19 protein-coding genes and 1 tRNA gene are annotated in these 18,636 nt (G+C 67.0%); 5 read left to right on the forward strand and 15 right to left on the reverse strand.

The genetic code is table 11. From position 1 onward, the window contains the following. The 3 genes from OXQ33_RS07750 to OXQ33_RS07760 all read right to left on the reverse strand — a co-directional run. Nucleotides 1–320 (reverse strand): EamA family transporter (locus tag OXQ33_RS07750; protein ID WP_267434115.1); only part of this gene is annotated, 320 nt, incomplete at its 3' end. A gap of 368 nt (nt 321–688) precedes the next feature. Then, a tRNA-Glu gene (locus OXQ33_RS07755) sits at nt 689–764 on the reverse strand. Nucleotides 765–887: 123 nt separating this feature from the next. Then, complete coding sequence (locus tag OXQ33_RS07760; RefSeq protein WP_267434116.1) at nt 888–2,261, reverse strand: 3-deoxy-7-phosphoheptulonate synthase class II; 1,374 nt, start codon at nt 2,259–2,261, stop codon at nt 888–890. Between the two features lie 196 nt (nt 2,262–2,457). Here OXQ33_RS07760 and OXQ33_RS07765 point away from each other — a divergent pair, with 196 nt between their 5' ends. Beyond that, nucleotides 2,458–3,501 (forward strand): M48 family metallopeptidase, encoded by a 1,044-nt coding sequence (locus OXQ33_RS07765; protein ID WP_267434117.1) that lies wholly within the window; start codon nt 2,458–2,460, stop codon nt 3,499–3,501. Between the two features lie 51 nt (nt 3,502–3,552). Further along, nucleotides 3,553–3,867, forward strand: a complete 315-nt coding sequence (locus OXQ33_RS07770; protein WP_267434118.1) for a hypothetical protein — start codon at nt 3,553–3,555, stop codon at nt 3,865–3,867. 12 nt (nt 3,868–3,879) lie between these two features. On the opposite strand, the gene cysS is transcribed toward OXQ33_RS07770, so the two are convergent. Continuing rightward, complete coding sequence (gene cysS / locus OXQ33_RS07775) at nt 3,880–5,352, reverse strand: cysteine--tRNA ligase (protein WP_267434119.1); 1,473 nt, start codon at nt 5,350–5,352, stop codon at nt 3,880–3,882. A 358-nt stretch (nt 5,353–5,710) separates the two neighbouring features. Here cysS and rpsU point away from each other — a divergent pair, with 358 nt between their 5' ends. Both rpsU and OXQ33_RS07785 read left to right on the forward strand, forming a co-directional pair. Beyond that, nucleotides 5,711–5,917 (forward strand): 30S ribosomal protein S21, encoded by a 207-nt coding sequence (rpsU, locus tag OXQ33_RS07780; RefSeq protein ID WP_007404630.1) that lies wholly within the window; start codon nt 5,711–5,713, stop codon nt 5,915–5,917. A 166-nt stretch (nt 5,918–6,083) separates the two neighbouring features. After that, nucleotides 6,084–6,653, forward strand: a complete 570-nt coding sequence (locus OXQ33_RS07785; RefSeq protein WP_267434120.1) for an FKBP-type peptidyl-prolyl cis-trans isomerase — start codon at nt 6,084–6,086, stop codon at nt 6,651–6,653. A 615-nt stretch (nt 6,654–7,268) separates the two neighbouring features. On the opposite strand, the gene OXQ33_RS07790 is transcribed toward OXQ33_RS07785, so the two are convergent. From OXQ33_RS07790 to wecB, 4 genes are all read right to left on the reverse strand, one after another. Next, nucleotides 7,269–7,508, reverse strand: a complete 240-nt coding sequence (locus OXQ33_RS07790) for a hypothetical protein (protein WP_219019341.1) — start codon at nt 7,506–7,508, stop codon at nt 7,269–7,271. A 195-nt stretch (nt 7,509–7,703) separates the two neighbouring features. Beyond that, nucleotides 7,704–8,462 carry a metallophosphoesterase family protein gene (locus OXQ33_RS07795; RefSeq protein ID WP_267434121.1) on the reverse strand — a complete coding sequence of 253 codons (759 nt, stop codon included), beginning with the start codon at nt 8,460–8,462 and terminating at the stop codon, nt 7,704–7,706. A 344-nt stretch (nt 8,463–8,806) separates the two neighbouring features. Beyond that, on the reverse strand, nt 8,807–10,075 hold the full coding sequence (gene wecC, locus OXQ33_RS07800; RefSeq protein WP_267434122.1) for a UDP-N-acetyl-D-mannosamine dehydrogenase: 1,269 nt from the start codon (nt 10,073–10,075) through the stop codon (nt 8,807–8,809). Next, nucleotides 10,059–11,198: a UDP-N-acetylglucosamine 2-epimerase (non-hydrolyzing) gene (gene wecB, locus OXQ33_RS07805; protein WP_267434123.1), complete on the reverse strand. Its 1,140-nt coding sequence runs from the start codon at nt 11,196–11,198 to the stop codon at nt 10,059–10,061. Before wecB ends, wecC begins: the two co-directional genes overlap by 17 nt. 112 nt (nt 11,199–11,310) lie before the next feature. Here wecB and galU point away from each other — a divergent pair, with 112 nt between their 5' ends. After that, the gene (galU, locus tag OXQ33_RS07810) at nt 11,311–12,171 is read left to right on the forward strand and encodes a UTP--glucose-1-phosphate uridylyltransferase GalU (protein WP_267434124.1); all 861 of its coding nucleotides are present in this window, start codon (nt 11,311–11,313) and stop codon (nt 12,169–12,171) included. Between the two features lie 650 nt (nt 12,172–12,821). On the opposite strand, the gene OXQ33_RS07815 is transcribed toward galU, so the two are convergent. From OXQ33_RS07815 to ubiB, 7 genes are read right to left on the reverse strand one after another with little or no spacing between them, the layout of a single operon-like run. Continuing rightward, nucleotides 12,822–13,178: a hypothetical protein gene (locus OXQ33_RS07815; RefSeq protein ID WP_267434125.1), complete on the reverse strand. Its 357-nt coding sequence runs from the start codon at nt 13,176–13,178 to the stop codon at nt 12,822–12,824. Continuing rightward, nucleotides 13,175–13,936, reverse strand: coding sequence for a molybdopterin-synthase adenylyltransferase MoeB (gene moeB / locus OXQ33_RS07820; protein ID WP_267434126.1), 762 nt, complete (start codon nt 13,934–13,936; stop codon nt 13,175–13,177). The genes OXQ33_RS07815 and moeB overlap by 4 nt, the downstream gene beginning before the upstream one ends. Further along, nucleotides 13,933–14,352 (reverse strand): hypothetical protein, encoded by a 420-nt coding sequence (locus tag OXQ33_RS07825; protein WP_267434127.1) that lies wholly within the window; start codon nt 14,350–14,352, stop codon nt 13,933–13,935. Before OXQ33_RS07825 ends, moeB begins: the two co-directional genes overlap by 4 nt. Then, a complete protein-coding gene (gene dut / locus OXQ33_RS07830) occupies nt 14,349–14,798 on the reverse strand; it encodes a dUTP diphosphatase (protein WP_267434128.1) in 450 nt (149 codons plus the stop codon). Before dut ends, OXQ33_RS07825 begins: the two co-directional genes overlap by 4 nt. Next, a complete protein-coding gene (gene coaBC, locus OXQ33_RS07835) occupies nt 14,795–15,982 on the reverse strand; it encodes a bifunctional phosphopantothenoylcysteine decarboxylase/phosphopantothenate--cysteine ligase CoaBC (protein ID WP_267434129.1) in 1,188 nt (395 codons plus the stop codon). Before coaBC ends, dut begins: the two co-directional genes overlap by 4 nt. After that, nucleotides 15,979–17,049: a hypothetical protein gene (locus OXQ33_RS07840; protein WP_267434130.1), complete on the reverse strand. Its 1,071-nt coding sequence runs from the start codon at nt 17,047–17,049 to the stop codon at nt 15,979–15,981. The genes coaBC and OXQ33_RS07840 overlap by 4 nt, the downstream gene beginning before the upstream one ends. Nucleotides 17,050–17,100: 51 nt before the next feature. Beyond that, nucleotides 17,101–18,636, reverse strand: a complete 1,536-nt coding sequence (ubiB, locus tag OXQ33_RS07845) for a 2-polyprenylphenol 6-hydroxylase (protein ID WP_267434131.1) — start codon at nt 18,634–18,636, stop codon at nt 17,101–17,103.

Genomic DNA, 18,636 nt, shown 5'->3' on the forward strand with positions numbered 1-18,636 from the left:
GCCGAGACTGCGATCAGCGCGGGCATCGCTCCAACCAGCAGGGCAGCAAGCGTGACGGTGACCCCGGCCAGCCCCTCAAACTGGACCACGAAGGCCAGTCCGTAAAGCGCACCCGCCAGCAGCACTGGCGGCGAACGGAACAGCGCACGAGCCTCCTTCGTGGCAAGGGCGAATAGACAAGCGACGATGCTGGCAACGATGAAGCGGAGCAGCACCATATGCGCCGGATCGAGTTCACGCAGGGCTAATTTGCCGAGTGGAAAGCCAAGCCCCCAGGCAAGTCCGGCCAGGGCGAGGGCAAGAAAGGCGAGACGGTTCATGCCGTCTCGTTGCCGTATGTCGCAGCTTTTGGCGATAGGCGGTGCCCGATGAACCGACGTCTGCTTTTGCAGGGCCGGACACGAGCCGCGAACGGCCGAAAATGAGTCCTGCGGCCGAAAGCGGCCAAACGGCTCATGGTAAACGTCAACTGCGCGGCAAAGGCCAATTAGGCTTTGGCTTTCAAGTGACAGCCTTATGCATCCAGCCACTTCTACATGCTGCCGATCGCACACGTCGTGGGCAGAGCAGGGCGCCCGCACAAGCGTTGTGCCACGGAAAGCGATTGGTTTTTCAAAAGTTAGCTGGGGGTCTCGGCCACGTGATTCTGCGTGACCCTGCATTTACCAGCTAAATCAAGCTATTAGCCTGGTGACCCCTACGGGACTCGAACCCGTGTTTTCGCCGTGAGAGGGCGACGTCCTAGACCGCTAGACGAAGGGGCCGTGTGCGGTGGAGGGGCGCTGTTAGCGGGGGTAGGGTGGGGCGTCAAGCACCGGGTCGTCGAAAACGACATAAATGTGGAAGGGGCGGGGTGACCGGTCGTCACGCCGCCCCTTCCGGTCAGATCAGGCCGCGGCCTTGCGGCGTTCGGCCATTTCCTCGTTCAGCATCTCGGCCAGCAGGAAGGCCAGTTCCAGGCTCTGGCCCGCATTCAGGCGCGGGTCGCAGTGGGTGTGGTAGCGATCGGCGAGCGACTGTTCGGTCACGTCGATCGCGCCGCCGGTGCATTCGGTCACGTTCTGGCCGGTCATCTCGGCATGGATGCCGCCCGCATGGGTGCCCTCGGCGCGGTGGACGGCGAAGAAGCCGCGCACCTCGGCCAGGATGCGGTCGAAGGGGCGGGTCTTGTAGCCGGTCGCCGCCTTGATCGTGTTGCCGTGCATCGGGTCGCAGGACCAGACGACCGGGTGGCCCTCGCGCGTCACCGCACGGACCAGCTTGGGCAGATGCGCCTCGATCTTGTCATGGCCATAGCGGGTGATCAGCGTCATCCGCCCCGGCACGCGGCCCGGATTGAGCGTGTCGAGCATCCGCAACAGCGCCTCGGGCTCCAGGCTGGGGCCGCACTTCACGCCGATCGGGTTGCCGATGCCGCGCAGGAACTCGACATGCGCCGATCCTTCGAAACGGGTGCGATCGCCGATCCACAGGAAGTGGGCCGACGTGTCGTACCAGTCGCCGGTCAGCGAATCCTGCCGGGTCAGCGCTTGCTCATAGGGGAGCAGCAGCGCCTCGTGGCTGGTGTAGAAGCTGGTCTGCGCCAGTTGCGGGACCGAGGCGGGGTTGATGCCGCACGCCGCCATGAAGTCCAGCGCCTCGCCGATCCGGTCGGCGGTCTCGGCATATTTCTGCGCCCAGGGGCTGCGGCCCATGAAATCGTGGGTCCAGCGATGCACCTGGTGCAGGTTCGCATAGCCACCTTGCGCAAAGGCGCGCAGCAGGTTGAGCGTCGCCGCCGACTGCGCATAGGAGCGCAGCATCCGCTGGGGATCGGGCACGCGCGCCTCGGGCGTGAAGGCGATGTCGTTGACATTGTCGCCGCGATAGCTGGGCAGTTCGACGCCGCCGATCACCTCGGTATCGGCCGAACGCGGCTTGGCGAACTGGCCCGCCATGCGGCCCAGCTTCACCACCGGCAGCTTGGAGGCGAAGGTCAGGACCACCGCCATCTGGAGGATGACGCGGAAGGTGTCGCGGATATTGTTGGCGCTATGCTCGGCAAAGCTCTCGGCGCAATCGCCACCCTGGAGCAGGAAACCCCGACCCTCGGCCACCTCGGCCAGCTCCGCGGTCAGGCTGCGCGCCTCGCCCGCAAAGACCAGCGGCGGATAGGTCGCCAGCGTCTTCGTCGCGGCGTCCAGCGCATTCTGGTCGGGATAGTTGGGGAGCTGGCGCGCCTCGGCACTCGTCCAGCTATCGGGGGCCCATTTCGCGGCCATGGCGGTCCTGCTCTTTCGTCTTCTTGCTATCGATCCGATCGCCCATGCGCCGAATCGTGGGCAGACGCAATGAAGTTGGCGTTTGGGCCCCTCAAGTCGCGCCCTTTGTTGCGCATGATACTGCTTTGCGCCGAGCGGTGGCCGATTGCGCCGATCGGTTTTGCGGTTGGCGGACGGAGCGGCTAGCAAAAGCGCGATGTCGCGTGCCCCCATCCTGTCGTCGGCGTTCGTCGCCCTGTCCGCATTCCTGCTTTCGGTGCCGCCCCAGGCGGTTGCGACCATGCCGGTCGCGTCGATGGTCGTGAGCGAACAGAGCGACGATACCGCGCTGTTCGGGGTGATGCGCGATGCCGATGCGCGGCTGGCCACGATCGCGTGGCGGCTGGCGACCGCCAATGCCGCCATCTGCCGCGATGTCGCGCCGACCCCCGGTCTGGTGGTCCATGCCATCGACCAATATGATCCGGCGGTGCGCAAGCAATTGCCCGCGCTGTTCGGCTTCGAGGGACCTGTGGCCGTCGAGGCGGTGGTCGCGGGGAGCGCCGCCGCCAAGGCGGGCGTCCTCGCCAACGATACGATCGAGGCGGTCGACGGCAAGCCGCTGTCCGTCGATCCGGCAGGGACGACCCAGGCCAACACCGCCACCCGCGACGCCGCGCAGCGTCGGATCGCGGCCGAGCCCGCCGATCGTCCCCTGCACCTTAGCCTGTTGCGAAAAGGCCAGCGGCGGGAGGTGACGATCGCGGCCCAGCCGGGGTGCCGCTCCCGCTTCGAGATGCTGATCGGCCCCGGCCTGTCGGCGTCGGCGGATGGCGACATCGTGCAGATCGGTTCGCGCTTTTTCGAGCGGTTCGACGACCGGATGATCGCGGTCGTCGTCGCGCATGAATTCTCGCATAATATCCTGCATCATCGCGAGCGGCTGGACGCGGCCGGGGTGAAGCGGGGCCTCCTGTCCGAGTTCGGTCGCAACGGGCGGCTGTTCCGCCGGACCGAGACCGAGGCCGATCTGCTCGGCGTCCATCTGATGCGCAATGCGGGGTATGATCCGCAGGACGCCGTCCGCTTCTGGCGCGAGCATGGCGGTGAGGTCGATGGCGGCCTGTTCCGCAGCCGGACCCATCCGTCCTCCTCCGCGCGGGCCGATGCGGTGGCGGCGGAGATCGCGGCGATCCCGGCGGGTGCGCCCATTCCCTATCGCCCGCCGCTGCTCGATCACGCGGCTGAACCACTACAATAAGGCGGGGCGCAGGGATTGTCTCTTGGGGCCACAGACGGCAAGGGCGCGATCATGGATATTCCCGCACGCTATGCCGACTTCATCCAATGGATCGGCGACGGAACCGGCATGGCGGACAGCCTGTTGCACGTCCATGCGGGGATGGCGGTGCTGTTCCTGGCACGAATCCTGACCCGCAAGTCGCTGGCCACCCCGATCCCGCTCGCCTGCGTTGCGCTGGCGGAGGCGGCGAACGAGATACTCGATCGGCTGCATTACGGATCCTGGCGCTGGACCGACACGCTGGGCGATATCGCCAACACGATGTTCTGGCCGACCGTGCTGTTCATCGGCCTGCGGATGCGAAGCCCGCGCGGGCGGCGCTGACGCCGGAAGGGTTTAGCCTTCCGGCAGCACCGGCTTCCAGTCCCAGCCCAGCGGATCGCCGTCCATTACCTCGACCCCGGCGGCGAGCAGCGTGTCGCGAATCGCGTCCGACCGGGCGAAGTCCTTGTCCGCCCGTGCGGCGCGGCGATCGGCCAGATGCGACTCGATGGCCGCTTCGTCCAGCGTTGCGTTGGCGGGTCGGGTGCGCAGGTCGGCACGGGTCAGCGTCGTCAGTTGCAGGCCCAATGTCGCGTCGAAATCGGCCAGTGCCGCCAGCCGCACCCCGGGGGACAGTTTCTTGTCGCCCAGCATCTCGTCCAGCACCGGCAGCGCGCGGGGCGTCGCCAGATCGTCCGACAGCGCGGCGTCGAGTCGCTCGCGATAGGAGGAGGCGTCGCCCTTCTCCGGGGCATCGGCACGGGCACGCAAGCCCTCGACCGACTGGACGAGTCGCTTCAGCCGGACCTGTGCGGCGGCCAGGCCGTCCCAGCCGAACTCCATTTCCGAGCGATAATGCGCCTGAAGGCACATCAGGCGATAGGCCAGCGGGTGGAAACCGCGATCGACCAGCGCTTGCAGGGTCAGGAACTCGCCCGAGGACTTGGACATCTTGCCGGTGCGGTCGACCAGGAAGTTGTTGTGCATCCAGATGTTCGCACCGGTGTCGGCGGTGCAGCCATGCGCCTGATTCTGTGCTATCTCGTTGGGGTGATGGATTTCGCGATGGTCGATGCCGCCGGTATGGATGTCGAACTGCGCGCCCAGATATTGTTTGCTCATCACCGAGCATTCCAGATGCCAGCCGGGCGCGCCGGGGCCCCAAGGGCTGTCCCATTCCATCTGCCGATTCTCGCCGGGTGCGGAGGCGCGCCAGATGGCGAAGTCGGCGGGGTGCCGCTTGCCCGCGACGGGATCGATCCGGCTCTCGCCCTCATCGTCGTGATGGCGGGCGAGCCGTCCGTAATCGGGCACGGTCGTCACGTCGAAATACAGGCCGTCGGGCAGGCGGTAGCAGTGCTTCTTCTCGATCGCCTTGGCGAACTCGATCATTTGCGGCACATGCTCGGTCGCCAGCGGAAAGCGGGTCGGATCCGCGATGCCCAGGTCCTTCAGATTTTGTTTGAACGCGGTCGTATAATGGCCCGCGATCGCCCAGATATCCTGGCCGCTCTTCTTCGCGGCGGCCTCCATCTTGTCGTCGCCCGCATCCGCGTCGGAGGTCAGATGCCCGACATCGGTGATGTTGATGATGTGCGTCAGCGGCCAGCCCTTCCAGCGCAGCACCCGCGACAGCGTGTCGGTGAAGACATAGGCGCGCAGATTGCCGATATGGGCGTAGTTGTAGACGGTCGGGCCGCAGGAATAGACGCGGACATTGGCCGGATCGATCGGTCGGAACGTCTCCGTGGCGCGGGTCAGGCTGTTGTACAGGGTCAGCGGGATCGTGGAGGTGGCGGGCGCGGTCATGGCGCTTGCCTTAGCCATGTCGGCTTCGCCCCGAAAGGGGGCCCCGGTCCGGTGGAAGCCGGACCGGGACCGGCGCGGATGACAGGGGAGGCACCGCGCCTGTTTCGTTCCAAGGCCTGAAAGGCCCCGAGAACATGTCAGGGTGTCCGACGTACGGGAGTTGGCCGGACGAGGGATGCTATAGGGGACGGCGCATCACCGTGGCATGGCCGCAGCATGACAAGATCATTCATATCCCTGGGCGAATGACGCGGGCCGGAGCGATTTGCGATCCAGCGGGTTGTATTCGCCAGACCGCACTGCTAGGAGCGCCCAACGTTGCGGCCACAGCATTCTGCGGCCGCTTTATTCTGTTTTGCCGGAGCAATTCGTTTTTATGCAGATCATCGTTCGCGACAACAATGTGGATCAGGCCCTTCGCGCGCTCAAGAAGAAGCTGCAGCGGGAAGGCGTGTATCGCGAAATGAAGCTCCGTCGCCACTACGAAAAGCCGTCGGAAAAGCGCGCTCGTGAGCGTGCGGCGGCGGTGCGTCGCGCCCGCAAGCTGGAGCGCAAGCGCGCCGAGCGCGACGGCGCCCGGTAATAGACCGACTCGATCGGCTGGGCTTCGTCCCCTTGTCGTAAAGCGGCGGGGGCGGGGCGCCGATCGGACGGTCGGCCGATTCGCTCTGGCGGATCGTGCCCCAGCGCTTTGAGGGTCGCATCGTGACGGCCCCGACGAACGCCCACGTACAGAGCGAGAAGCAGGCATGTCCGTAACCGCTGTTCCCCTTCGTCCCGTCCGGCGTTCCTATCTGGTCTGGATATGGGTTGCGGTGGTGGCCGCCGTCGTCGTCGCCGCGCTGCTGGCGCGTCAGGGCGATGCCCCGCTGCTGCGTGAATCGCGTGGGTCGGGCGTCGTCACCACGGCCTCGGGTCTCCAGTACAAGGTGATCGAACCGGGGCAGGGTGGTGCGCATCCGACTGCCAGCGACGTGGCGCTGATCAACTATACCGGTCGCCTGATCGACGGCACCGTCTTCGACAAGTCGCAGCAGCCGACGCCGATGCCGTTGTCGGGTGTGCTGCCCGGCTTCTCCGAGGCGCTGAAGCTGATGCCCAAGGGCGCGAAGTACCGCTTCTGGCTGCCTGCCAAGATCGGCTATGGCGACCGGGCGAACGACAAGATCCCGGCCAATTCGACGCTGGTGTTCGATGTCGAGTTGCTCGACTTCATCCCCGAGGCGGTGTTGCGGCAGATGCAGGCGCAGCAGTCGATGATGGGCGGAATGCCCGGTGGGGCACCCGGCGGCGTTCCCGGCGCGCCGTCGCCCCGCTGATCGACCGGCTCCGCGGGAGCCAACCGGATCGAAACGAGATCGCCGGAGTTCCTGACGGGGCTCCGGGGATTTTCTTATGGGCGGTACGGGGACGGAATGGCGGACTGGCGCGAGCTATTTTCCGTGGTGTTAGCCGCGATGATGCAAGTCACCTCAGCGAAGGCTCGGAGCTACCCATTCTCGGAATGAGCGCTCCTGACACTTGGGCGGGCTGTATGCCAAGCCTAGGCCATCGCATCGGCAATTCGTGCAGAGGTGTCTCGAACGGCGCGATTTCGTGGGCATGGTCCGCCGCTTGAAAGAAAGTCTTACGGCGTCGCGGGCGATACGCCTTCGCGTCTCCGCGTCTTCGCGCGAACCAATCTTATCGCTGTTCTAATGTACGTTGGCCCCTTGAATCTGGGCGAGTTCCGTTCCTAGCCGAGAAAGGCCCCAGCCTGCGCTAGTACGGCGACTAGAGAAATGTGGCGACCGACGCTGTAGGTCGCTTGGGGGCGTCGCGAGGCCATCGTTGGCGTTCTGCCGATATCAGCTTCCCGCCGGCACCATCTTCAGGGCACAAAAAAATAGCGGCCCGAAGGCCGCTATTCCTTTCAGCCGTGAGGCTGAAGCAACTTAGTTGCTGTCGGCGTTGTCGTCCGAATCGGCGACCACGACGATGCCGGCAACGACGGCAGCAGCCGCCAGAACCGCAACGAGGATGCCACCGCCGGCCAGGCCGTTCTTCTTGGCGGCCGGGGCCGAAGCGCGAACCGACTTCGAAACCGAGAGGCTGGCAGCCGGATTCGCGGCCATCGCGGGGGCGACGGTCATCGAAACGGCGGCAGCGGCGACGAGAAACTTCCCAAGACGCATGTCGAACTCCCTTAAGATATGCGGGTAGGGCCATGGCACGGAGACCGGGACATGGCAACCCCACCAACGAGTATGGGACAGTTATGCTCCCACACTGATGCGGCAATGCAACATTACTTCGCCGCTATGCGGCTATACTGTGCTTTGCCGTCAAACGGAATGCCCCAGCAATCGTTTCGCCTCGGTAAAGAGGCTTCAGGTAGAGAAAATGACCTGCTCCGAGCCTTCGAGCATCAGGGCGGTCAGCCGGTCGCTCTGATAGGCGCCGGTATCGATCCCGATGCGATGCGGCAGGATTTCTGCCTCTTCGGCGACGGTGTGGCCATGGACGACCATCTTTTCCAGCGGTGCGCGGTGGTCGAGAAAGGGATCGCGGATCCAGCGCGTCTCGGCCAGTTTCTGCTCGGCGATCGGGATGCCGGGACGAACGCCTGCATGGACGAAGGCATAGTCGCCCATGATCATCATCTCCTTGAGGTTGGACAGGAAATGCTGATGCGCGGCGGGGACGATCGCATTGAGTCGCTCATGAACCTCGGCATAGTCGAGCCGCTCATAATCCTGGGCCGTAACGCCATAGCTCATCATCGTTTCCCGCCCGCCGATCCGGCAGAACAGGCGCAGCGCCTTGTCATCGCCATCGATCGCGCGGAGCAGGATTTCCTCATGATTGCCCATCAGGCAATGGACATGGCGGTCGGCGGCGGCGAGCCGGCTGATCCGCTCCACCACGCCCGCCGAATCCGGTCCGCGATCGATCAGGTCGCCCAGAAAGATGATGTGGCGTCGTACGGGCGCACGCGCGGCATGATCCGAGTCGATCCGTTCCAGAATCCGGTCCAGCAGGTCGAGGCGACCATGAATGTCGCCGACCGCATAGACCCGAACGCCCGGCTCCATGACCGGCACGAAATCGGGTACGCGCTTTCGAAGATTCAGTAACTTGGCAAGCATGGATGTTTTGGTGTCCGCAACAGGCGGTTGTCCTTAAGGTCCGGACCCATAAACGGCAATGGCCGTGATTGCCCTGTCGTGTTCGTCCGGCAAGGAGCGTGGTGCAGCAGGTAGCGGCGCTACCTGCAAGCCTCGCGACGCTGACCGGCGGACGCGACAGGGCAACCGCTGTGCGGCGGGCCGATTTTGGTCCAGGGCGGCGTCGCTTGTCGGTCACGATGCATCAGCATCGCTCCACTCTTCGCTTCTTGCCCTGAACCAAAATCGGCTCCGTCACGGCCGTTGCCGTTTGTGGGTCCGGACCCTAGTCCCCCCCCAATCCCCCATGCAATGCGAAGCGGGCATCAGCCCTGGTCGGGCCAGAGCCCGCGCGTATCCAGGACGGTCTTGCCGCGTCGCTCCTCCAGCGGGATCGATCGGAACAGGTCGTGATCCACCAGAACGATCATCGCCTCGCAGGTTTCCAAGGCGGTGTCGATGTCGATCAAGGTCGCGCCCGTCCCGTCGAACGCGCGGGGCAGGGTCGTGGCATAGGGCTCGACGATCCGCACCCGCTCGCCGAATTGCCGGGCAAGCGCGGTCGCGACCTTCAGGGCGGGGCTTTCGCGGAAGTCGTCGATATTCGCCTTGAACGCCAGGCCAAGACAGGCGACCGGGCGGCCGTCGGGCTGCGCCTCGATCATCGCGGCGGCGCGGGCGATGACATGGTCGGTCTTGCCGTCGTTCACCTCGCGCGCAGTGCGGATCAAGGGCGTGTTGGCGGGGTCGGCGGCGACCAGGAACCAGGGATCGACCGCGATGCAATGCCCGCCGACGCCGGGGCCCGGCGACAGGATGTTGACGCGCGGATGACGGTTGGCCAGCCGGATGACCTCCCACACATCGACGCCCAGCGTATCGGCCACCAGGCTCAGTTCGTTGGCGAAGGCGATATTGACGTCGCGAAAGGCGTTTTCGGTCAGCTTGGTCATTTCCGCCGCGCGCGCGGTGGTGGTGACGCAGGCCCCGCGCACGAAGCGACGGTAGAAGGTCAGCGCCTTGCGCGCGCAACGCGGGGTGATGCCGCCGATCACCCGGTCATTGTCGATCAGCTCGACCAGGATCCGCCCCGGCAGCACGCGCTCGGGGCAATAGGCGATCGCGATGTCGGCCTGCTCGCCCGCGCGGGTGAGGCCCGGCATCTTCAAATCGGGGCGCGCATCCGCGATCAGGTCGCGCACCTGCTCGGTGGTGCCGACCGGAGAGGTCGATTCGAGGATCAGCGTGTCCCCGGTCTTCAGGACCGGCGCGACGGCGCGCGCGGCGTCGAGGACATAGGTGATGTCCGGCTGACGCGCCTCGGTGAAGGGGGTGGGGACGGCGATGACGAAGACGTGGGCGGGCGCGACGGTCAGCGAGGCCTTCAGGCTTCCGCGCGACACGACGCCGGAGACGAGGCCGTCCAGATCGACCTCCTCGATATGCACGCGGCCCGAATTGATCGTCTCCACGACCGAGGGGGTGACGTCGACGCCGGTCACCATCGCGCCGGTGCGGGCGATCACGGCGGCGGTGGGCAGGCCGATATAGCCCAAGCCCATCACCGTGACTGAAAGTTCAGAGTCCAAGGGCATCGCAAATGATCCTGCTGATCCGGTCGGCGGTGTCGCCGGTGCCGAAGGGGTTATGGGCGCGTGCCATGGCGGCATGGCGGGCGGGGTCGTCCAGCAACGCGAAGACTTCCTCGGCGATCCGGTCCTCGTCGGTGCCGATCAGCCGGGCGGTGCCCGCCGCGACGCCTTCGGGCCGTTCGGTCGTCTCGCGCATCACGAGGACGGGCTTGCCGAGGGCGGGGGCTTCCTCCTGCACGCCGCCCGAGTCGGTCAGGACGATATGGGTGGCGTCGAGCGCGCGGACGAAATGCGGATAATCGAGCGGCGCGATCCGGGCGATGGCGGGATGGTCGCCCAATATCTCGTCCATCACCTGCGCCACATTGGGGTTGGGATGCATGGGGAAGACGATGCCGATATCGGGTCGCTCGGCGATCCGGCGCAGCGCGCGCGCGATCGAGGCCATGCCGCCGCCGAAATTCTCGCGCCTGTGGGTCGTCACCAGGACGATCCGCTTGCCCGTCATGCGCGCCAGCACGGGGTCGAGATCGGCCGCCAGCGCCGGGTCGGCGGCGATCCGGTCGCGGGTCCAATGCAGGGCGTCGATCACGCTGTTGCCCGTGACGTGCACACGCGCGGGATCGATCCCCTCGGCCCGCAGTGCGGCGGCGGCGATTTCGGTGGGGGCGAAGTGCAGCGCGGCGATCGGGGCCACGATCCGCCGGTTCACCTCCTCCGGCCAGGGCTGATAGATATCGCCCGAGCGGAGCCCCGCCTCGACATGGGCGACCGGAATCTTGCGATAATAGGCGGCCAGCGCGCCGGTCATCGCGGTGGCGGTGTCGCCCTGGACCACGACCATGGCGGGACGCACCCCGTCCATCACCTCGCCCAGACCCATCAGCAGCCGCGCGGTCAGCCGGTCGAGCGACTGGCCAGGCTCCATCAGGTCCAGGTCATGGTCGGGGGTCAGCCCGGCGATTGCCAGCACCTGGTCCAGCATCCCGCGATGCTGGGCCGTGACGCAGGTGCGCACCGGTGCGCCTGTCGCAGCCAGGGCCCGGATCACCGGGAAAAGCTTGATCGCTTCGGGCCGGGTTCCAAAGACGACCAGAATCGGTGCAGGGATGGGTGCAGGGTTCATGGATCGCATTCTATGCTGTCGCTTTTAAGGACATCCTAATCGTATCGGCGCGTCGTTACGCTATGTTGCGGCGCAAAATCAGGGTAATGCCGTCCGTGTTCAGGGAGGTTTCATGACGATCAAGAAAGTGCGCAAGGCCGTTTTTCCGGTGGCCGGTCTGGGAACGCGGTTCCTGCCCGCGACCAAGTCGATGCCCAAGGAAATGCTGACCGTCGTCGACAAGCCGTTGATCCAATATGCGGTCGAGGAAGCGCTGGAGGCGGGGATCGAGCAGATCATCTTCGTCACCGGTCGCGGCAAGGGCGCGCTGGAGGATCATTTCGACATCTCCTACGAACTCGAAGCCACGATGAAGGCGCGCGGCAAGTCGCTCGCGGTGATCGACGGCATCCGCCAGAAGCCGGGTTCGCCCGTCTATGTCCGCCAGCAGGAGCCGCTGGGCCTGGGCCATGCCGTGTGGTGCGCGCGCGAGATTGTCGGCGACGAGCCCTTCGCGGTGCTGCTGCCCGACGAACTGATGGTCGGCGGCTTCATGAAGCAGATGGTCGAGGCCTATGACAAGGTCGGCGGCAACGTCATCGGCGCGCTCGAAGTGCCTGACAGCGAGACCGACAAATACGGCATCATCTCGCCCGGCAAGCAGGACGGTCGCCTGACTGAGGTCACCGCGCTGGTCGAGAAGCCCAAGGGCAAGGCGCCGTCGAACCTGATGATCCCGGGTCGCTATATCCTCCAGCCCGAGGTGATGCAGATCCTCGACGCGCAGGAGCCTGGCGCGGGCGGCGAGATCCAGTTGACCGACGCGATGGCCAAGCTGATCGGTAACCAGCCCTTCCATGGCTTTACCTTCGACGGGCAGCGTTACGACTGCGGCGACAAGGCGGGCTGGCTGACCGCCAATCTGGCACTGGGCGTCGCGCGCGAGGACATCGGTCCGGCGGTACGCGAATTCGCCAAGACGCTGTTCGCCTGATCGGGTTTCCCGAGTGGTAAGGGGAGGGGCGGGGCCGAAAGGCCACCGCCCCTTTTCTTATTCCTCCCCAAGCTCGCTTGGGGAGGGGGGCGCCCGGTACTGTCGGGCGGTGGAGGGGCGGGGCGTTCTCGATCAGGGGATGCGGTTTCCAAGACCAATCGATCTTCATGCTATGGCTTCTTCCCTCTCCCCTGGACAGGGGAGAGGGTTAGCGGAGCTTGCCAGCGTGCTGGCTAGCGCAGCTTGGGTGAGGGGTTGAGCGAGCCTCGGGCTCGCGCGCGCTCCGCGCGCTCACCCCTCACCCGCTCCGACTAAGCCTTTGCTTCGCAAAGACCAAGTCTGCGCAACCCTCTCCCCTCTATGAGGGGCGAGGGGAAAAAAAGGGCATATCCGAACTAAGCCGGACCGCAATTCAAGCGAAGGGTCATCATTCCTCCCCTGTAAGGGGAGGGGGGACCATGCGTAGCATGGTGGAGGGGTGTCCCCCTATCGAGAGCGCTTCACCCCTCCGTCAGGCCTTCGGCCTGCCACCTCCCCTTCCAGGGGAGGAATGAGTGATCGGCCCTGGCGGGCTGTACCCCCATGCCCCTCCACCACCGGGCTGGCGCCCGGCGGTCCCCCTCCCCATCGGAGATGGGGAGAATTTTGGGCTACCGCTGACCCCGCCGCCCGAGCCACGCGAAGGTCAGCAGGATGACGGTCGGCCATAGCATCGTCTCCCACATATCCGACCAACTGGCGGGCAGATTGCCCTCGTCGGTGGGGTAGAAGGGCTGGAGCAGGTCATAGGCTTCGTTGACCGTTTCGATCACCAGCACGGTCAGCCAGCATCGCCAGTCCCAGGGCTTGCGCCGCATCACCAGCGCCGCGAGCACTAGGATCGCCATCCCCGCATGAACGTGTAGCGTACTGTCCGGCAGGCCGGTGATCCGGCCGATCCAGCTCTTGTCGCCGGTCCAGTCGAACCAGCCTGCGGGCGGGGCAGGGGGCGCGGGGGGCGTGCTCATGCCGCCACCGATCGGGCGCAACGGCAACCGGGGTCCTTGGGCAGCATCAGCGTGCGGAACCGCATGGTCAGCATATCGGCGATCAGGATGCTGCCCGCGGTGTCCCGACCGAAGGGTGCGGCGGCGCGCAGGGTTTCCAGCGCGGCGAGACTGCCCATCACGCCCGTCACCGGCCCCAGCACCCCGTCATCCGCGCAGGTCAGTCCCGCCTGATCGACCGCGTCGCCGACGAAGCAGCGGTAGCAGGGCTTGTCCGCCTCCCACCCGCGATAGACCGCCAACTGCCCCTCGAACTGCCCGACCGCCGCCGAGACGAGGGGGATTCGCACCGCCAGCGCGGCATCGGCGACGGCCAGCCGGGTCGCGAAATTGTCGCACCCGTCCAGCACGACATCGGCACCCTCGATCAGCGCTCCCGCATTCTCCGCCGTCACCCGCGTGCGATGGACGGTGACCGCGACATGCGGGTTGAGCCGCGCGACATGGGCGGCGGCGGCCTCGACCTTGGGGAGCCCACGATCCTCGGTGGTGAAGATGGTCTGGCGTTGCAGGTTGGACGGCTCGACCACGTCGTCGTCGATCAGGACGAGCGATCCGGTCCCGGCGGCGGCGAGATACTGGATGGCGGGGGAGCCGATTCCGCCCGCGCCGATCACCGCGACCTTGGCCTGTTTCAACCGGATTTGACCGCCGCCGCCGAATTCCCGCAACACGATATGGCGGGCATAACGGGCAAGTTCGTCGTCGGTCAGGATCATCCCGGCCATGTATAGGTGATGACCGTGCGATACCAGCGATCGCCCGCCATCATCGTGCGGTGGGTCAGGTGGCGGATCATCCGCTGCGCCACGCCCGCGCTATATTGCTCGACCGTCGGACAGCCGATGGCGAGCGGCACCACGCTGTTCGCGATGCCGTCCGGCCCCAGCCGCACGGCCAGCGGCACGACCAGCACCATCTGCTCGTCGGTCGCCTTCGCGCGGGGACAACGCCCCGACGTCACCTCGTCGCGGACGAAGCGCACCATGTCGGGGCTGGCCGGGGGCAGGGTGATCGCGGCCAGCGTCGACCAGTCGTGCGGCGGCTCGGCCGCGGTCGGCGCGGGCGGCGGCGTGGCGGGCGTCGCCGGCACGGTGACTTGCAGCGCGGCGGCCAGGAGCGACAGCACGATCATCGGCCGGTCGATCCGAACCCGCCATGCCCCCGCTGCGTCTCGTCCAGCTCATCGACCAGGGTCAGCGTGGCGCGCTGGACGGGGGCGGGGACGAGTTGCGCGATCCGCTCGCCGCGCACCACCTCGAACGGCGCCTCGCCCAGATTGGCCAGGATCACCTTCACCTCGCCGCGATAATCCTCGTCGATGGTGCCGGGCGTGTTGAGGCAGGTGATGCCGTTCTTCAGCGCCAGGCCGGAGCGGGGCCGCACCTGCACCTCGTAACCCGGCGGAATGGCGATGGCGAAGCCGGTCGCGACGGCGGCGCGCTTGCCCGGATGGAGCGTCAGCGTCTCCGCCGCGACGACATCCATGCCCGCCGCGCCGGGCGTGGCATAGGCGGGCAGGACAAGCCCTTCGCCATGGGGCAAGCGTTTGATGGCAATGGAGATGGGAGCAAGCGTCATGACCGGTCTTGTAGCGCATCGGCGATACGTTGCGCGAGCCCCCTGGCCACATCGTCCTTGCCCATCCGCTCCCAGCTTTCGACGCCCTCGGCGGTGATCAGGTGGACGCGGTTGGCCTCACCGCCGAACACGTCGCCCGACACGTCGTTGGCGACGATCCAGTCGGCCCGCTTGCGCGCACGCTTGGCGACGGCATGGTCGATGACATTCTCCGTTTCCGCCGCGAAGCCGACGACCAGTGCGGGGCGGTCGGGAGAGACGGCGACGGTGGCAAGGATATCCGGGTTTTCGACCAGGGTCAGGGCGGGCGCGGCGCCGCCGTCCTTCTTCACCTTCTGCTCCGCCGCCTCGACCCGCCAGTCGGCGACGGCGGCGACCATCACGGCGGCGTCGGCGGGAAGGGCCGCCTCAACCGCTGCCGCCATCTGCCGCGCGGTTTCGACATCGACCCGCGTCACCCCCGTCGGAGTCGGCAAGGTGACCGGTCCCGCGACCAGCGTCACCCGCGCGCCCAAAGCGGCTAGCGCCCCCGCCACCGCGAAACCCTGTCGCCCGGAGGACCGGTTGGCGATGTAGCGGACCGGGTCGATCGGCTCATGGGTCGGCCCGGCGGTGACGAGGATATGGCGACCGGCCAGCGGGCGGGCGGCGGGGGCCAGCTTCGCCTCGATCGCGGAGAGAATGGCGGGCGGCTCGGGCAGGCGGCCGGGGCCGAACTCGCCACAGGCCATCGCGCCTTCGTCGGGAGCCATCACCTCGACGCCGTCGGCCCGCAGCCGCGCCACGTTGCGCTGCGTCGCGGGGTGCAGCCACATGCGCACGTTCATGGCGGGTGCGACCAGCACCGGCGTATCGGTGGCGAGCAGCAGGGTGGTCGCCAGATCGTCGGCATGGCCGTTCGCCATCCGCGCCATCAGGTCGGCGGTGCCGGGCGCGACGACGACCAGATCGGCCTCGCGGCTCAGCTGGATATGGCCCATCTCCGCCTCGTCCTTCAGGTCCCACAGGGTGGTGAAGACCTGGTTCTCCGACAGGGCGGCGAGCGTCATCGGGGTGACGAAATGGCTGCCGCCTTCGGTCAGGACGCAGCGGACGCTGTGGCCGCTCTTGCGGAGCAGGCGGATCAGTTCGCAGCTCTTATAGGCGGCGATGCCGCCGCCGACGATCAACAGGATATGGCTCATCGCACGACTCGCGTCACGGTGATGCGTCGCCGGTCACGCACGGCGGCGATCAACTCGCGTACCGCATCGGGGGCGAAGACGACGCCCAGGAAGAACAAGGGGGACAGGCCCAGCATCATCACGGGCGCTCCGGTCAGCAGTGCCACCAGCGCATAGGCCAAGATCGTCGCCCCCGCCCGCCGCGCCAATGCCTGCCGCCAGTTCGCCCAGCCCAGTGCGGCCAATGCGGTCAGCGGCACGACCAGCGCCATCGGCAGGAAGCCGACCGCATGGATGGAAGCGAGGCTCGCGACCCAGTGACCGGGGGAGAGAATGGCGATGGGCGAGCCCATGGCGGGGTCGGCCGTGCCCACCAGATCGTGGAGCGCATGGGCATGCGCCGCCAAAACGAGCAGCGCGACCGCCAGGGCGATCATCCAGCCGATCGTCTCCTGCCGAACCTTCGCCCGCCAGGCCAGCGCCAGCATGACCATGCCATAGAGAAGCGCCATGGGGCTGAGGATCATCGCCGCCAGCCCCAGGGCGATGGCGCTGAGGCTTCCCTCCGGGCGGCGCTGCACCAGCGACAAGGCGATCAGCAGCCCGGCCCAGGCCTCGGGCACCGCGACCATCGCGCGATCGATCAGCGGATAAAGCCCCGCCGCCAGCAGGATCGCCGCGAGCAGCACCGGGCCGCGATGGCTCATCACCGGCGCGATGCGACGCAGCCAGCTCGCCATCACCGCCAGGCCCAGCGCCACCATCAGCAACCGCCCCACGAACTGGGGCAGCACGGCCAGCGTCACGGTCAGCGCGGGCAGCGGAATGGCGAGCAGGGCGGGGCGCAGCGCCCGGTCATTCTCGCGCAGGGCATCGATCGCAGCGGGGTAGAAGGACTGCCCGTGCCGGACATGATCGAGGATCGCGAGCGAAACCGGCGACAGGTGATCCGCGACCGGCTCGACCAGCCCTTGCGTCGCCAGCGCTACGGGTACGAACAGGACCAGCAGCGCCAGCACCCCCATCGCCACCATGGGCGATATGTTCGACAGCCGCCCCGGCTGGCCCAGCCAGAGCGGTCGCGGCATACGGCGCGAGGGGGCGGAGGGCGCGCTGCCGGGCATGCCTACCCCCGTATCCTACCGAAGCACGGCCAGGGTCGCGGCGACGCCCGCCGCCGCCGACAGCATCGACAGCAGCGCATAGCGCCAGCCGCCGCCGATCCGGACCACCTCGATCTGCTTCAGCGGCGGCGCGGGCGGTTCGCCGCCGGGGGCGGGATAGCGCGCCTCGATCCGGCGGACCAGTTCGGGCAGCCGGGCCAGCGTCTGCACATCCTCGATCAGCCGGTCGGCGATCTTGGCCTCGGGGCCGAGTTCGGTCCTGATCCACTCGCGTACGAACGGCGCGGCCGAGTCCCACAGGTTGATGTCGGGATCGAGGCTGGTCGCCACGCCCTCGACCATCACCATCGTCTTCTGGAGCAGCAGCAGGTGCGGCTGCGTCACCATGTCGAAGTCGCGGGTGATCGAGAACAGGCCGTCCAGCATCATGCCGATCGACATGTCCTTGACCGGCAGGCCGCGCATCGGCTCGCCGACCGCGCGCAGGGCGGTCGCGAACTCGGCGACATTGTGATGCGGCGGCACGTAACCCGCCTCGAAATGAATCTCGGCGACGCGCTTATAATTGCCGGTAATCAGGCCATAGAGGATCTCGGCCAGCCACACCCGCGCGCGCCGGTCGATCCGGCCCATGATGCCGAAGTCGATGGCGGCGATCTTGTTGCCGGGCAGGGCGAAGAGATTGCCCTGGTGCATGTCGGCGTGGAAGAACCCTTCCGCAATCGCCTGGCGCAGGAACGCCCGTACCAGCGTCTGGGCGAGGTGCGGCAGGTCGTATCCCGCCTCGACCAGCGCCTGTCGGTTGGACAGCTTGATGCCGTCGATCCACTCGACCGTCAGTACCTTGGCGGTCGATCGCGCCCAGTCGATCTGCGGCACCATGAAATCGGACTCGGCGGTCATCGCCTCGGCGAGTTCGGAGGCCGAGGCGGCTTCGCGTCGGAAGTTCAGTTCGCGCAGCGTCCAGCGGCGGAAATTCTCGACCGTCAGGCGCGGGCGCAGGCGCGCGGCCTCGGGGCTCATCCCCTCGACCTGCGCGGCGGCCCATTGATAGGTGTCGATGGCGCGGGCGAAGTCGTCCTCCACGCCGGGGCGCAGCACCTTGACCGCGACGGTCCGGCCATCGGTGGTGACGGCGCGGTGCACCTGCGCGATCGAGGCGGCGCCGACCGGCACCTCCTCGATCGAGGCGAAGAAATGCGAGGGCGGCCGGCCCATGCTGGCCTCCATCGCGGCGCAGATCGTCGCGAAGGGGACAGGGGGCAACTGGTCCTGCAACCGCAGCAGGTCGTGCGCGGCGTCGTCACCGACCAGGTCGGGGCGGGTGGCGAGCGTCTGACCCAGCTTGATCGCCGCCGGGCCGATAGCCTGGAAGGCATCGGCATAAGCGGGCTTGGCGGGCACACGCGCGCCGAACCGGGCGATGCGCGCCAGCCGCCGCACGGGCGCGGGGGTGTTGGGATCGCGCTCGATCCCCTTTAGCGCGCCATGCCGCGCCAGCGTCCGCCCCCATTTGAGCAGACGCCAGAGATGCACCACCGGCTGGGTCAC

Origin of the sequence: Sphingomonas sp. GM_Shp_1 (genome assembly GCF_026540895.1) — a bacterium.
Taxonomy (GTDB): domain Bacteria; phylum Pseudomonadota; class Alphaproteobacteria; order Sphingomonadales; family Sphingomonadaceae; genus Sphingomonas.

Excerpts from the sequence above, each read along its gene's own strand:
- OXQ33_RS07760 (WP_267434116.1), bottom strand. The coding sequence starts at position 2,261 with ATGGCCGCGAAATGGGCCCCCGATAGCTGGACGAGTGCCGAGGCGCGC.
- OXQ33_RS07765 (WP_267434117.1), top strand. The coding sequence starts at position 2,458 with ATGTCGCGTGCCCCCATCCTGTCGTCGGCGTTCGTCGCCCTGTCCGCA.
- OXQ33_RS07770 (WP_267434118.1), top strand. The coding sequence starts at position 3,553 with ATGGATATTCCCGCACGCTATGCCGACTTCATCCAATGGATCGGCGAC.
- cysS (WP_267434119.1), bottom strand. The coding sequence starts at position 5,352 with ATGGCTAAGGCAAGCGCCATGACCGCGCCCGCCACCTCCACGATCCCG.
- rpsU (WP_007404630.1), top strand. The coding sequence starts at position 5,711 with ATGCAGATCATCGTTCGCGACAACAATGTGGATCAGGCCCTTCGCGCG.
- OXQ33_RS07785 (WP_267434120.1), top strand. The coding sequence starts at position 6,084 with ATGTCCGTAACCGCTGTTCCCCTTCGTCCCGTCCGGCGTTCCTATCTG.
- OXQ33_RS07790 (WP_219019341.1), bottom strand. The coding sequence starts at position 7,508 with ATGCGTCTTGGGAAGTTTCTCGTCGCCGCTGCCGCCGTTTCGATGACC.
- OXQ33_RS07795 (WP_267434121.1), bottom strand. The coding sequence starts at position 8,462 with ATGCTTGCCAAGTTACTGAATCTTCGAAAGCGCGTACCCGATTTCGTG.
- wecC (WP_267434122.1), bottom strand. The coding sequence starts at position 10,075 with ATGCCCTTGGACTCTGAACTTTCAGTCACGGTGATGGGCTTGGGCTAT.
- wecB (WP_267434123.1), bottom strand. The coding sequence starts at position 11,198 with ATGAACCCTGCACCCATCCCTGCACCGATTCTGGTCGTCTTTGGAACC.
- galU (WP_267434124.1), top strand. The coding sequence starts at position 11,311 with ATGACGATCAAGAAAGTGCGCAAGGCCGTTTTTCCGGTGGCCGGTCTG.
- OXQ33_RS07815 (WP_267434125.1), bottom strand. The coding sequence starts at position 13,178 with ATGAGCACGCCCCCCGCGCCCCCTGCCCCGCCCGCAGGCTGGTTCGAC.
- moeB (WP_267434126.1), bottom strand. The coding sequence starts at position 13,936 with ATGATCCTGACCGACGACGAACTTGCCCGTTATGCCCGCCATATCGTG.
- OXQ33_RS07825 (WP_267434127.1), bottom strand. The coding sequence starts at position 14,352 with ATGATCGTGCTGTCGCTCCTGGCCGCCGCGCTGCAAGTCACCGTGCCG.
- dut (WP_267434128.1), bottom strand. The coding sequence starts at position 14,798 with ATGACGCTTGCTCCCATCTCCATTGCCATCAAACGCTTGCCCCATGGC.
- coaBC (WP_267434129.1), bottom strand. The coding sequence starts at position 15,982 with ATGAGCCATATCCTGTTGATCGTCGGCGGCGGCATCGCCGCCTATAAG.
- OXQ33_RS07840 (WP_267434130.1), bottom strand. The coding sequence starts at position 17,049 with ATGCCGCGACCGCTCTGGCTGGGCCAGCCGGGGCGGCTGTCGAACATA.